At 65.9% G+C, this 13,283-nt stretch carries 11 protein-coding genes; 6 read left to right on the top strand and 5 right to left on the bottom strand.

Annotation, left to right across the window (positions count from 1 at the left end):
* Positions 1 to 533: 533 nt before the first annotated feature.
* Positions 534 to 1,790: a M20/M25/M40 family metallo-hydrolase gene (locus tag OXK16_14505; protein MDE0377156.1), complete on the bottom strand. Its 1,257-nt coding sequence runs from the start codon at positions 1,788 to 1,790 to the stop codon at positions 534 to 536.
* A 419-nt stretch (positions 1,791 to 2,209) separates the two neighbouring features.
* Here OXK16_14505 and OXK16_14500 point away from each other — a divergent pair, with 419 nt between their 5' ends.
* From OXK16_14500 to OXK16_14490, 3 genes are read left to right on the top strand one after another with little or no spacing between them, the layout of a single operon-like run.
* Complete coding sequence (locus OXK16_14500; protein MDE0377155.1) at positions 2,210 to 3,391, top strand: amidohydrolase family protein; 1,182 nt, start codon at positions 2,210 to 2,212, stop codon at positions 3,389 to 3,391.
* A gap of 26 nt (positions 3,392 to 3,417) precedes the next feature.
* Entirely contained in the window at positions 3,418 to 5,457 is a 2,040-nt protein-coding gene (locus tag OXK16_14495; protein MDE0377154.1) for a hydantoinase/oxoprolinase family protein, read from the top strand.
* The gene (locus tag OXK16_14490; GenBank protein ID MDE0377153.1) at positions 5,454 to 7,172 is read left to right on the top strand and encodes a hydantoinase B/oxoprolinase family protein; all 1,719 of its coding nucleotides are present in this window, start codon (positions 5,454 to 5,456) and stop codon (positions 7,170 to 7,172) included. Before OXK16_14495 ends, OXK16_14490 begins: the two co-directional genes overlap by 4 nt.
* Positions 7,173 to 7,262: 90 nt before the next feature.
* Here the strand turns inward: OXK16_14490 and OXK16_14485 are convergent, their stop codons facing one another.
* From OXK16_14485 to OXK16_14475, 3 genes are all read right to left on the bottom strand, one after another.
* Positions 7,263 to 7,442, bottom strand: a complete 180-nt coding sequence (locus OXK16_14485; GenBank protein ID MDE0377152.1) for a hypothetical protein — start codon at positions 7,440 to 7,442, stop codon at positions 7,263 to 7,265.
* Positions 7,443 to 7,549: 107 nt separating this feature from the next.
* Positions 7,550 to 7,750: a hypothetical protein gene (locus tag OXK16_14480; GenBank protein ID MDE0377151.1), complete on the bottom strand. Its 201-nt coding sequence runs from the start codon at positions 7,748 to 7,750 to the stop codon at positions 7,550 to 7,552.
* Positions 7,747 to 7,878, bottom strand: a complete 132-nt coding sequence (locus OXK16_14475) for a hypothetical protein (GenBank protein ID MDE0377150.1) — start codon at positions 7,876 to 7,878, stop codon at positions 7,747 to 7,749. The genes OXK16_14480 and OXK16_14475 overlap by 4 nt, the downstream gene beginning before the upstream one ends.
* Positions 7,879 to 8,243: 365 nt before the next feature.
* Here OXK16_14475 and OXK16_14470 point away from each other — a divergent pair, with 365 nt between their 5' ends.
* The 3 genes from OXK16_14470 to OXK16_14460 all read left to right on the top strand — a co-directional run bounded on the left by OXK16_14470 (position 8,244) and on the right by OXK16_14460 (position 11,476).
* Positions 8,244 to 9,569, top strand: a complete 1,326-nt coding sequence (locus OXK16_14470) for a sugar ABC transporter substrate-binding protein (protein ID MDE0377149.1) — start codon at positions 8,244 to 8,246, stop codon at positions 9,567 to 9,569.
* 105 nt (positions 9,570 to 9,674) lie between these two features.
* Complete coding sequence (locus OXK16_14465; GenBank protein ID MDE0377148.1) at positions 9,675 to 10,727, top strand: ABC transporter permease; 1,053 nt, start codon at positions 9,675 to 9,677, stop codon at positions 10,725 to 10,727.
* 203 nt (positions 10,728 to 10,930) lie between these two features.
* Positions 10,931 to 11,476: a MarR family winged helix-turn-helix transcriptional regulator gene (locus tag OXK16_14460; GenBank protein ID MDE0377147.1), complete on the top strand. Its 546-nt coding sequence runs from the start codon at positions 10,931 to 10,933 to the stop codon at positions 11,474 to 11,476.
* A 255-nt stretch (positions 11,477 to 11,731) separates the two neighbouring features.
* Here OXK16_14460 and OXK16_14455 read toward each other — a convergent pair whose 3' ends face one another.
* A complete protein-coding gene (locus OXK16_14455) occupies positions 11,732 to 13,165 on the bottom strand; it encodes an IS1380 family transposase (protein ID MDE0377146.1) in 1,434 nt (477 codons plus the stop codon).
* Positions 13,166 to 13,283: the final 118 nt, after the last annotated feature.

Raw genomic sequence — 13,283 nt, 5'->3', positions numbered from 1 at the left:
ACCCCCCCTGTGGCGGTTCGCAGGATTCGGGGACCAACCACTGTATGCGATCGGATTGATCGACAGGTGTGGCGCTCCCGACCGCTGACCCGGACCCGGCATCAAGGCTGACGGAGCTACACGGAACTGTTGGGGCAAAAGAGTTCCGCTATGCGGCGAACGCGGTGAGAAACCGTTCGATCTCCGCTCGACGATCGGGCGCAACGAGGTTCAGGAGCCGCTGACGATCATCGAGTGGGCGGCGGGAAATCTTTGCGGCTGCCCGATCCGGACTCATTTTGTTCAGGATCCTCCGCCAGTCATCGTCGGTGTAGGCGTCAGAAGCACCTGCGGCTATCTCCCTGCCGAGTCTGCGCGCTCCTGGCGGTGCAGGTAGCAGCTTCTCCGCCGTGGCCGCCTCTGGTATGGCTGTGACTTCTGATCTGTGTGATCCACCAACAAAGGTCATTACACGTTCATCGAGTTGCCGGTCCCGTATCGAGCATCCAAGCCGCCCGTCGAGGTTGCGGACCGAGCGGCTCGGTCTGCGATGACTATCCGTTCGGGAGATGCCAGGAGTCACCGTGGGAGACCCGGTCAGCCCAGGCCGAGACGATCCGGATGATCGCTCGCGTGGCCCGGTGCATGTCCCCGGCGTCCACCCACTCGTTGGGGCCGTAGAAGTTGCCTCCCAGCGCGCCGAATCCGACCGTGGCCGCACTGAGGCATCGGATCGGGAAGCGGATATCCGACGCCACATGCGCCGGGTACACGCCCGGGATGGTCCCGGTCTCGGTGGCGATCGCCCGGGTCGTGGCGACCACCAGGGGATGGTCGGGCGGTATCTCGGCCGGGTTGGACTGGACGCCGAACCGCTCGGTGGACAGGGCGCCTGCCGCCAGAGCGGCGCTATCCAGGCTCTCGTACACCTCGCCCACCGTCCCGTGGCGGAACCACACGGTGCCCTCCGCGACCGCCCGCTCCGGCAGCACGATCGGGTTGACCCCGGCAGAGACCCAGTTCACCGAGCAGAGGAGATCGTCCCGGTCGGCCCACCGGTCCACGGCGTCGAGGACCTCCCGCAGGCGGGTGAAGGCGTTGATCCCCCGGCGAGGGTCCTCGGAGTTGGGGGTGCGGATCTCCACCGGATCGGGGCGCCGGCCCATCGTCTCGATCCGGAAGTTGAAGAAGCCCCGGGTGGCGATCTTGAAGTGGGCCATTCCCCGGCCCGTCTCCGCCGGATGGCAGTAGAGGGAGGTGTCCACCTCGCCGACCCTGGCCATGGTGGGCAGCGTCCCCAGCCCGCCCCCGAGCTTCCCGTGCACGAGTCCCACCACCACCCTAACTCCTTCGAGACGGGGGAGCAGGGCCTTCGTGGCGGCCAGTACCGACACCACCCCCGCCTTGTCGTCGGCCGTTCCCACCCCGTGGATCCGGTCCCTGACCTCCGTCGCCCGGTACGGGTCGGTGTCCCAGTCGCCCAGCGGGTCGGGACGCTCGGTGTCGGTGTGGGCGAACAGGAAGATGCCCGGTCCCTCACCCCATGACCCCAGCACGCTCACCATCCGCTCTGGCTCGGCGCTGGCCGGGTACGGCGGGCACCACTCGGGATGGCTCTCCAGTTCGCCCACCCGGGGAGAGACCATCTCCACCGCCATTCCCAGCTTCCCGACCTCCTCGGCGCACAACTCGTGGATGCGGGAGACCTCGGCGCGGACGCTGCGCGTGGAAACGAGTGAGGCGAGCAACTCCCGCTCGTAACCCTCCAGTTGGTCGGCCGCCTCCAAGGCGGCGGTCAGGTCGACCGGCATGGGACCCTTCTCCTAGTGGTCTGCCTGCGTAGTGATTCGCCGTGTCCTGCTTGCCACCGACGCCCCTCGCGGCGTTCCACCTCCTTGACGTATCGCTGCGGGTACGCCTTCGTCGGCGGGCCTGGCGAGGGACGCCGCTGCCGGCGCATCACACGCCGCCACTTCGCACGCAGACCACCTCCTTGCGTTATGGTCGTTCGAATCGGGGATGAGGATATCCGAGCCGGGAGCCCGGGTCGCCGCCGGAATGCACGAATGCAGAGCCTGTAGAGCCTGCCGACACCTGTAGGGTGGCGTGGCTCAGACGAGGGGTTGCAGTCGACCCCACCGGTCGCGATGGCCAGGTGGCCGGTTGTGTTCCCTGGCTAAGCACCGATACTGATAACTAACAACTAGTAACTAACAACCAGGAGGCCAAGATGTGGTTGACCGACGTCAGGGTGGTTGACGTTGTCACCGGGGAGGTCCGGGACGGGGTGAGCGTCGAGATCTCGGGGGGAAGGATCGGAGCCATCCGCAGGCAGCCGGGCGCCGGTGAGCGGATGAGCCTCGGCGGGCGCTATCTCGTTCCGGGTCTGATCTCCGTGCATACCCACCTGTCGGTCGTGTACCCGTTCTCGGCGACGGACGAGAGGGAGAATCCGGGGCTGACGGTGCTCCGCGCCTACGGGCGGGCGCAGGACGCGTTGCGGGCGGGGATCACCACCATTCGCTGCGTCCACGAGTTGAACCGTGCCGACCTGCTGCTGGCCGAAGCAGCCCGGGCGGGATGGGCCGACGTGCCGCGGATCGTGGGCGCCGGCCGGGCGATCTCCGTCCCGGGCGGGCATGGCACGGGGCAGGGCAGCGCGATCGCCGACGGACCGGAAGCCTTCCGGGAGGCGGCCCTGGCCGAACTGGATGCCGGCTGCTCCCATATCAAGGTGTTCATCACGGGCGGGATCGCCAACCTGGGGGAGACCTTCGACAGCCCTCAGATGAACCAGGCCGAGATGCAGGCCACCGTCGACGCGGCTTCCGAGCGCGACACCTACGTGGTGGCCCACGCAGCCTCGTCACTGGCCATCAACTGGGCGCTCGACGCCGGCATCCGCTCGTTCGAGCATGCCTACGACCTCGACGAGGACACGGCCGGCCGGATGGCGGCCAAGGGCGTGTTCCTGACCCCCACCCTGTGTGTCACTCGCTCGCAGGAGTGGATGCGCTGGAAGGGGTTCGAGGAGTTCCAGATCGAAACCTCCCTGGAGGTGGGCCCGATGCACCTGGCCAGCATCCGCCGGGCCGTGGCGGCCGGGGTCACGATGGTCAACGGGACCGACTACCCGCCGGGCGACCCCATCGAGGGGACCTCGGTGGCGGTGTACGAGATGGGTCTCATGCAGGGCGCCGGGCTCCATCCCCGGCTGGCTCTGGCCGGCGCCACCTCCAACGCGGCCCGGCTCTTGGGAATGGAGTCCGAAATCGGTACTGTGGAAGAGGGTAAGGTCGCCGACCTGGTCGCCGTCGAAGAGAACCCGCTTTCCGACGTAGCGGCGATGCGAGACATCTCCTTCGTCATGCAGTCCGGCCGCGTGGTGCGCGACGACCGGCCGGCAGCCTGACCGCAGGATCCCTTCCGAAGTAGAGCATGACCGGACGCAGATACCGCTTGGCGGTGGACATCGGCGGAACCTTCGTGGACGCCATCGCCTACGACGAGCAGAGCGGGGAGATCACGGTGCGCAAGTCTCCCACCACTCCCGCCGCGCCCGCCGACGGAGTGATCACGGCCACCCGCGCTACCGACGCCGCCCTCGAGGAGGCCTCGGTGTACACGCACGGCACCACCCTCGGGCTGAACGCCATCCTGGAGCGCAAGGGCTCGGTGACGGGGATCATCACCAACGCCGGGTTCCGTGACATCTTCGAGATCGCCCGCGGCGACCTGCCCCGCGGTTCGATGTACGACTTCCGCTACCGGCGGCCGGAACTCCTGGTCAGCCGCCGCCACACGGTCGGGGTACCGGGACGCATCGACCACCGCGGCAAGGTGGTGGAGGAGCTCGACCACGAGGCGGTGATCGAAGCGGGTCGGCTCCTCTCGGAGCGGGGAGTCGAGTCGGTTGCGGTCTGCTTCCTGCACTCCTACGCCAACAGCGAGCACGAGAAAGCCGCCAAGAGCATACTGACCAAGGCATTCCCCGATCTTTCGGTCTCGGTGTCGGTCGACCTGGTGAGGGAGTACCGCGAGTACGAGAGGACCTCCACTGCGGTTGCCGACGCCTACATCCGTCCCATACTCGGCCGCTACCTCACCGATCTCGAGGACCGGCTTCGCGAGGGCGGCTTCGACGGCTCCTTCCTGATCATGCGCTCGGCGGGCGGGGCGATGACCTCGGAGATCGCCCGGGTGTCACCGCTCCTGACCGTCTTCTCCGGTCCGGCGGGTGGCATCGCCGGGACCATCAGCCTGGGAGAGGCCACCGGGCGCTCCTCGCTCATCTCCTTCGACGTGGGAGGAACCAGCCTCGACGCCTGCGTGATCGTGGACGGGGCGCCCACCGAGGTATACGAAGCCGAGATCGAGAGCCTCCCGATCCGGATCCCGGTGTTCGACATCCGCACCATCGGGGCCGGGGGCGGATCGATCGCCTGGATGGACAAGGGCCTCCTGAGGGTCGGCCCCCATAGCGCAGGCGCGGTTCCCGGACCGATCTGCTACGGGCGGGGCAACACGGAGCCGACCGTGACCGACGCCTCCCTCTGCCTGGGATATCTGGCGGCGGACGAGTTCCTGGGAGGCGAGATGAGCCTGGACGAGGCCGCGGCGGTCCGGGGTGTCACGGAGAAGCTGGCGACGCCCCTCGGCATGTCCACGCAACGGGCCGCCGCCTCGGTCTTCGACGTTCTCCTGGCCCGCACGGTGGGCGCCATCAGGGAGATAACGGTGGAGAGGGGTCTCGATCCCAGAGAGTTCTCGCTGGTGGCGTTCGGAGGGGCGGGGCCGATGCTGGCGCCGCTTCTGGCCAGGGAGATGGAACTGCCCGAGGTGGTCGTGCCCGCCGCCCCGGCCGTGTTCTCCGCTTGGGGGATGCTCATGTCCGACCTGGAGTACGACCTGGGCCAGACCGTCCTGACGATGCTGGACGAGGCCGCTCTGGCCCAGGTCGAAGGCGTATTCGCTCAACTCGAGAGCGAGGCCGACCACGTGCTCGCCACCCAGTACGTGCCCGCGGAGAACCGGGTTCTGCTGAGACGCCTGGACCTGCGCTACAACGGCCAGGAGCACACTCTGTCGATCGAGCTGGAGAAGGCCGACGGCACTGACTCGGTGATCGACCGTTTTCATCACAGACACGTGGAGCGGTACGGGCACCGGCTGGAGGAGGAAGTCCAGATCCTCACCGCTCGGGTCAGGGCGATCGGGCGTCTGGAGAAACCGTCCGCCCTCCTCGGAGGGAGCCATGCCGCCGCCGCGGGTGGAGCGGAGAGCCGCGTCGGTGAGCGTCACGCCTTCGACTTCGCCACCCGGGAACGTCGCCTGTTTCCGATCTACGAACGGAGCCTGCTGGAACCGGGGATGGAGATCGAAGGCCCCGCCATCATCCGCGAGCCGACCTCGGTGACCGTTGTCCATGGGGATCAAACGGCAGTTCCGGATCCCGCAGGAAACCTGGTGGTGAAGTGAGCGGGACTCGGGCTCTCGATGGCGCCACCGTGGAGGTGATCCGCCACTACCTGAACTCCACCTCCGAACAGATGCGGCGCACCCTGGTCAGGACCGCCTTCAACCCGGTGATCTACGAGGTCCTGGACTTCGGCATCTCCATGTACGACCGCCACCGCCGGCTGATCTCCGAGTCGACGGGGATACTCACCTTCCTGGGCGCCAACGACTACGCCATCCACAAGGGCGTGGAGAAGGTGGGGGTCGAGAACCTCCACCCCGGCGACGTGGTGATGATCAACTATCCCTACTGGAGCGGGGCCCACGTGTCCGACGCCATGCTGTTCGCCCCGGTCTTCTGCGAGGGAAGCGAGCGTCCCGATGCCTACCTGGCGGTCCGGGCTCACTGGATGGACCTGGGCGCCAAGGATCCCGGCTACGTCCTGGACTCCACCTCCATGCACCAGGAGGGCCTGATCATGCCGGGCGTGAAGCTGATCCGCCGGGGGGAGGTCGATGAGCAGATCATGGCCATCCTGCGCTACAACTCCCGGATGCCCGAGACCATCATCGGGGACTTCCATGCCCAGATCTCCGCCATCAGGGTGGGAGAGCGCCGCCTGCACCAGATCTGGGAGAAGTTCGGCCTGGCAAACGTCGACGCGGCGATCGACCGCATCATCGAGCACGGCGCGCAGACCGCCGCCGAAGCGGTGCGGGCCATGCCCGACGGGCAGTGGTCGGCCCATGACTGGCTGGATGACGACGGTATCTCACACGACCTGATCAGGATGGCGGTGACGGTCACCATCGACGGGGACCGCTTCGTCGTCGACTACGGCGACTCCGACGACGCGGTGCCCGGGCCCGTCAACATGCCGTTCGGGAAGACCTCTAGCCTGGCCAAGTCGGTCTTCAAGTCACTCACCACCCCCGACACTCCCGCCAACCACGGCCATTTCGACCCTCTCACCGTCGAATGCCCTCCCGGGAACCTCTTCCATGCCGTATACCCGGCGGCCACCTTCACGCTGTGGACGGGGATGGCGGCCTTCGAGCTGATCAACAAAGCCCTGGCTCAGGGGATGGACGAGATCAACGCCTCCTCCGGTTCCGACGAGCCGGGTTTCATGGCGGTAGGCACGCATCCCGAGACCGGAGAGATGTACGCGGTCAGCAACAACGAGGGAATCGGCTGGGGCGCCACACCCGACTACGACGGAGCCACCGCTTTGCAGCATCCCTCCACGACGGCAGTCCGCAACACCTCGATGGAGGTTCTGGAGCACAAGTCCCCGATCTTCCACGAGCGCCTAGAACTGCGCCAGGACTCGGCAGGGGCCGGAAAGTGGCGGGGAGGTCTGGGCATCTGCCGCGAAGTGAGATTCCTCGCCACCGGCGAGATGCTGTCGATGAAGAAGAAGACCAAGACGAAGCCGTGGGCGCTGCGGGGCGGGCACGAGCCGGAGACCAACGCCATGATCGTTTGGCCAGACACCGACCGTGCCCAGCGGGCGCGGATGGAGAGGTTCACCATGCAGCCCGGGGAACGGTTCCGCAACCTCTCAGCCGGAGGGGGAGGTTGGGGCAACCCCCTCGATCGCGCCATCGAGTTGGTGCGGGAGGACGTCCTCGACGGCTACGTGTCACCGGAGCAAGCCGAGCAGGTCTACGGCGTTAAGGTGGGCGCGGACGGAACCGCCACCCCGACCGGCGCCAGGTTGGACCGCGGCTGAATACAGTTCTCGACAGCTTCCCGGATGGTGGCGGATGAGCTATATCCGGATCGGCGAAGCGAATTCCTGCGCAGGTTCGCGGGACCCCTACTACTGGTTGAGCACCACCGTGATTATCAGGCCGCCGACGAGGGTGACCCAGCCGACCACCCAGAGCGTGTGCTGGTTGATGCGGCGCTCCAGAGCTGCCACGGCTCGCTCGATCTTCGATTCGAGGCGGGCCTCGACCGCTGCGTCTTTGGCGTCCACCAGGGACTCGCTGACCGTCATCGCCGCACCGTGACGACGGCGGTCAGGGCGAGGTCGACTCTGAGCAGCCATCTACACGGGTAACCGAACCTGGTCTCGACATCTGTCATCTCGCCTTCCCCTCCACGCTACTGGTTGAGCACCACTGTGATGATGAGGCCGCCGACGAGGGTGACCCAGCCGACCACCCAGAGCGTGTGCTGGTTGATGCGGCGTTCCATTGCGCCGAAGCGGCGCTCCAGGGCTGCCACGGCTCGCTCGATCTTCGATTCGAGGCGGGCCTCGACCGCTGCGTCTTTGGCGTCCACCAGGGACTCGGTGACCGTCATGGCCGCACCGCGACGGCAGTGAACGACACGAGGTCGAGTCCGGCCATCCACCTCGACGGGGAGTCGAGCCTGGCTTCGATCTTGTGAACTGCCCAGGCGAGATCGGCCTGGCGGTTGTCGTCTGTCATCTCACCTTCCCAAGCGCTGACCAACCACCAGTCTAGTCATTGTCTACCGTTCTGCCAACCTTGAGCATACTGTTCTATAATGATTCTATCTCTTAAAAGTTGGTAACCTCTCTATTTGCCACGTGTTATTGGAAGGCGCTCGGCGCCCACGCCCGTTATGAATCGGCGTCGCGATCGACGAGCCGCTTGCCGGCGCCAGCTACCAGCTACCAGCTACCAGCCACCAGCCACCAGCATCATCCCTGGGTTATGATGCTTCATTCCTCGGATCGGAGTAGGGAGGATCCATGTCACGGACAAACCGGGTATTTCGCCCGCGTGGACAGGCACGTCGGAAGTGGAGATTCTTAGGGCTGCTGGCGGCCTTGTCGCTGGTCGCCTTCGCATGCGGCGACGGCGGCGAGGCCGACGAGACGGCGGCAGCTCAAGCGCAGGCGGCGGCGGCTCAGTCTGATGCAGCCGACGCCCAGGCTGCTGCTGCTGCGGCTCGGGCTGAAGCCGAGGCTGCTGCCGCGGCGTTGGCCGACGCGGAGGCTGCTCTGGCGAGTGCCAAGGCGATGGCCGCGGAGGCTATGGATGATGACGCGGGTTCCCAGGATGCGCTTGCCGACGCGGAAGATGCGTTGGCCGACGCGGAGGCTGCGCTCGATGAAGCCAACATGATGGCCGAGGAGGCTATGGAGGGTGATGAGGCTTCCCAGGCGGCGCTTGCCGAGGCGGAGGCTGCCCTTGCCGAGGCGCAGCGGATGGCCGAAGAGCAGGCGATGGCAGCGCAGGAGAGCAAGGGCACGATCGCATTCAGCTTTGGCAATGAGAGTGCCGGCATCTATCCGATCGTCGCCGACCCCGCCAGGATCGAGGCCGAGAGACGCGGCTACGACTGGGTCGAAGGTTCGGCGAACGGCGACTGCGAGAAGCAGGTCCAGGACATCGAGGGCTTCGTGGCGGCCGGTGTCGACGCCATCGTGTTCCTGCCCTTGTGCGGCATCGATCCGTACCTGCCAGTGGTGCAGTCGGCCAAGGACGCCGGCATCGTCGTAGTCGGCTATTCGACGGCGGTCCCCGGTGGCGACTCGTCCATCGTCTACGCGAACATCGACGGAGCCCGCGCAGTGGCAGCCGAGGCTCTTCGCTGGTTGGAAGAGGACTTCACGGGCGATCCGGAGACCTTCTCCTGGGCGCTGTTCACGTTCGACCAGTGCGGAAGGGCGTGTACGGACCGTACCGATCCGCTCCGGGAGATCATTACAGAAGCGACCGGCGTGGCGCCCCTCGAGGCGGAGTCGGTTGCCGAGGCCAGCGGGCTGGAAGCGACGGAGACCTTCCTCCAGGCCGATCCGGGACTCAACATGGTCATCGGGATCAACGACGGCGGAGCGCTAGGCGCCTACCAGGCGTTCGTTGCCCAGATCGAGCAGGACGGCAGGGACCCGGGCGAGATCTTCGTCGGGGGAATGGACGGGCAGAACGAGGCGCTGGAATTGCTGGCCGGCGCCGACGAGTACGGCATCTACCGTGTCTCGGGAGCTTTGATTCTCGACCAACTGGGCAAGGCGGTCGCAGACCTGCCCGCGAACATCCTGGAAGGGCAGCCGCCCACGAGCCTGGTGCTCAACTACGTGGCAGTCACCCCGGGTATGGCGAGCTTCGCACAGCAGGTGCTGGACAACTACGCGGAATTCCTGGGCTAGATCACCAGGTTACGTATTCTCGGGCGGTCGGCGAGCGGTGCGAGGGAGCATGCTCGTCGGCCGCCTCGGTTGTTCTGATGAAGATCAGTACCGGATCGAGGCCTGATGCCCGGACGTGAGCCTGTAGGCCTGCGTTCGCGAGCCGCGGCTCTGTTGGGGGACAACCGGCAGGAGATCGCAGGTACCTGGGCCAAGATCCTGCGCAACGGGATCGTCGGGGCGCTGGTGGTCGAGGTCGTCTTCTTCGCCATCTTCTCCGACCGGTTCCTCACCGTCTCGAACTTCCGTCTGGTCCTGTTGCAGACCGCCGTCATCGCCACCCTGGCAATACCGAGCGCACTACTCCTGATGGCCGGTTACGTCGACTTCGCGATCGGCTCGATCACCGGCCTGTGTGCGGTTCTCCTCGGAAAGCTCCTGGGAACCATGGGGATCGTGCCTGCCCTGATCATCACCGTGCTGATCGGCTTGGCGGTCGGCGCCGCGCAGGGGATCCTCTCCTCCCCGCTGGGGCTGTCCCCGATCGTGGTGACTCTGGGCTTCTTCACGGGGGTCCGAGGCGTGGTGTTCGTGGTGACCGAGGGACGGACCGCCTCTGGATTCGGTGACACCTTCGCCATCATCGGTCGGGGCCGGGTCCGGTGGCTGGAGATACCCGTTCCGGTCGCCATTGCCGCGGTGACCGTCCTGCTCGGGGCGATTTTCCTCTACAAGACCAGATGGGGCCGTTACGTGGTGGCGATCGGCGTCAACGCGAGAGCGGCGTTCAGGGCTGGGATCCGGATCAACGCGATTCCCGTTTACCTCTACATGGCGACCGGGGCGGGCAGCGCGGTAGGCGCGATGATCCTCGTCTCGAGGCTCGACGCAGCGCCACCGCTCACCGGTGAAGGTCTCGAGTTGAACGTCCTCAGCGCGGTGCTGCTCGGCGGGGTGGCATTCGGCGGCGGGCGAGGGTCGCTGGTCGGGGTTATAGCCGGTGTCCTGTTCGTCGGGCTCCTGAACAACGGGCTCCTGCTGTTCGGTGTGGCCCCGTTCTGGTTCCGCGTGAGCGCAGGAGCAGCGCTCGTCGTGGCGGCCGGGCTCGACGGGGTCGGACGCCGGTTAGAAGGGCGCAGCACCGGTGGCCTCGGCGCGCTCGGCCGCTCGGGGATTTAGTCAGCTGTCAGCTGTCAGTCTTGACGGTATTCGACTACCGAGCTAGGCCCGTGTCACGATGCGACATGTCTGGTAGCACCTGACCCCTTGCACCTGTAACCCGGATGACGACATATCATTGCGAGGAGAGGCTGAGCCGGCCATGTTTCCGCGGGTCATCTGCCACGGGTGTTCACGTGGCGTGGCCCGGAGAGAGAGGGGCTTTGAGAGGCGGCGACCCGTCCGAAGACCGTGATGCGATCCTTCGCGTCGAGAGGGACATCCGTGACCACTTCCGCGACGAGCCATGGTTCGATTTCCGCGCCCATCAGGCGGTTGTCAACATCTACCGGGCGGCCATCACCGTGCGCAACCGGCTCGAACAGGAACTGCTCACGCGCTGGCGGCTCACGTGGGGAGGGTTCACCTGCTTGTGGATACTGTGGATCTGGGGGGAGATGGAGTCAAGGCGGCTCGCCCACGAGGCCGGAGTCTCGAAAGGCACCCTTACGGGCCTGGTGAAGACCCTCGAGAAACGCGATCTGGTCTCCCGTCGTCGCCTGTCCGGGGATCGGCGTCGGGTAGCCGTGTCCCTGACACCTGACGGGCTCGCCGTGGTCGAGGAGCTCTACCCGCACTTCCATACGTGCGAACGCACGTTGACGACCGGTCTCGATACCGATGAACAGGATCAACTGTCACGCCTGCTTCGCAGCATCATGAGACGCGCCGCAGAACCCGGACCTCTCGGAGCACACACTCCGGACTAGTCAGCAGTCAGCAGTCAATATAACCAAACATAAACTAGCCACTAGCCCTGATTCTTCACGGGGTTGGCGGGTTGGGGGTGTGAGGGGGTCGGGTGGTGGTGTTTGGGGGGTGTTGTAGCTGTTGGGGGGTTAGAGCGGTGCCTGCTGTGGGGGGTTCAGGGGTTTGGGTGTTCGCAGGTGGGGCTTGTGCAGGGTGGCGGGGGTGTTCGGGGCGTGGGGGGTCGGGGGTTCGGGTTGGTGTGGGTGCGGGGTTGTTTAGAGGGTGTGGATGTGTTGGTGGGTGGTTGCGATGAGGGGGGCGGTGGGCCAGATGGCTGGTATTCGGAGGGTGGTTTGGCGGCCGTGGCGGGCGATGGTGGCGGGTATGTGCCATAGGTTCCAGCGCAGTGTTTTGGGTTTCGCGCGTGAGAGGGGGTGTTGTTTGGGTAGGGAGAGTTTCTGGAACCAGCGGACCAAGGTGTCGGCGAGAGCGACTATGTAGAGCCAGAGACGGTTGGGAGCGAATCGGGCGAATGGGAAGCGGCTGCCGCCTTGGTCTTTGATACGGGCGATGTTGGTTTCGACCCGGGCGTGGGCGCGCATGTCACGGTCGGATTCGGGTGGGGATGCGGGGTTGTCGGTCCAGTGTCCCCAGTAGCGCCAGCGGTCGGAGTCGAACAGTGAAGTCTTGGCTCCGGGATGCTTGGGTTCGCGTCGGATGATGAGCCGGAGGCCGTCTGTGGGCCATCGGTAGGCTTTGACATGGCCGCTGAGTTCGATCACATGGGAACGTGGCCGTGTGGGTTCTGCGTGTTCGAGTCCGGTGTCGGAGGATCCGGTGTCGGTTTGCCCACTGTTCGGATCGTTACCTTGTAGTGGGCGGGGTTGGGGAAGGGCAGGCTCCCAGGCTGGGTCGTCCACGGGAACATAGGAGAGAGCTTCCGCGATCCCGTCGGAGCTCTGCGCGACGAAACTGAACCCGACGTTACGGCGGCGGCATTCGGCAGCGAACGCGGGTCCCGCCGCGGAATCGGCCCGGACCCGGATCGGATATACCACCGACTCGGGGTCGTCACCCGGCGAATGACCCACCCGCATCCGGGGGGGCAGCGCCGCAATAGCCGCGTCCAGCACCTCGGTAAGGTCCGCTACCTTGTTGGGCGAGGCGTTGCCCCGCCGCAGCAGGGCAGCGAGCGGTTCCCCCGTCCAGTCCGCGAAGCAATACATTGGGTGGAACCCATACTTGGAGTTGTAAGTCGCCGCTGCGCCGTCCTTGTTCTCCGAATGCAGCTCATGAACCGACGAATCAATATCCAACACCACCGTCCCGCCCGCAGGGAAGTCGGCCCACACCCGCTCCCGGAGCGTGGCCACCGCCCCGGCCAACCTCTCGGAGGTCCCTTCATCAGCTTTGGTCAGCGTCCGGTACAAAGTCGAGTCCGACGCAACATCACCGAACAACTCCCGCTGGACCCCCAACACCTCAATATCAGTGACCGCCTCCCCACCCCCCGCTAGGACCAGCATCAAATGAACCAACAACCGGCCCCGATCATGTGTCACACCCGACACACCGAACGCCTCCGACAGCGCCTCACCCAGCCCGAGACGATCCGCGAACCGGCCCAACAACCACAACCCCACATGACCCACCTGGCCGCCGCCACCCACCTCCACCTTCAACGCCGAACTGCTGTTAGCCTTCACCATACGGGTGCCCTCCTGACTGCGACATGGACCTTTACTGCACAGCCCATAATCGCAGGTCAGAAGGGCATTCCCGTGTCAAACCACCCACCCCCACCACTACCCCCATGAAGAATTGGGG

The organism is bacterium (assembly GCA_028821235.1).
GTDB lineage: Bacteria > Actinomycetota > Acidimicrobiia > Spongiisociales > Spongiisociaceae > Spongiisocius.
This window is presented reverse-complemented; position numbering and strand designations above follow the sequence as displayed.

What these genes read in the sequence shown, in the direction of transcription:
- OXK16_14505 (MDE0377156.1), bottom strand. Translation starts at nt 1,790, where the DNA reads ATGCCGGTCGACCTGACCGCCGCCTTGGAGGCGGCCGACCAACTGGAG.
- OXK16_14500 (MDE0377155.1), top strand. Translation starts at nt 2,210, where the DNA reads ATGTGGTTGACCGACGTCAGGGTGGTTGACGTTGTCACCGGGGAGGTC.
- OXK16_14495 (MDE0377154.1), top strand. Translation starts at nt 3,418, where the DNA reads ATGACCGGACGCAGATACCGCTTGGCGGTGGACATCGGCGGAACCTTC.
- OXK16_14485 (MDE0377152.1), bottom strand. Translation starts at nt 7,442, where the DNA reads ATGACGGTCAGCGAGTCCCTGGTGGACGCCAAAGACGCAGCGGTCGAG.
- OXK16_14480 (MDE0377151.1), bottom strand. Translation starts at nt 7,750, where the DNA reads ATGACGGTCACCGAGTCCCTGGTGGACGCCAAAGACGCAGCGGTCGAG.
- OXK16_14475 (MDE0377150.1), bottom strand. Translation starts at nt 7,878, where the DNA reads ATGACAGACGACAACCGCCAGGCCGATCTCGCCTGGGCAGTTCACAAG.
- OXK16_14465 (MDE0377148.1), top strand. Translation starts at nt 9,675, where the DNA reads ATGCCCGGACGTGAGCCTGTAGGCCTGCGTTCGCGAGCCGCGGCTCTG.
- OXK16_14455 (MDE0377146.1), bottom strand. Translation starts at nt 13,165, where the DNA reads ATGGTGAAGGCTAACAGCAGTTCGGCGTTGAAGGTGGAGGTGGGTGGC.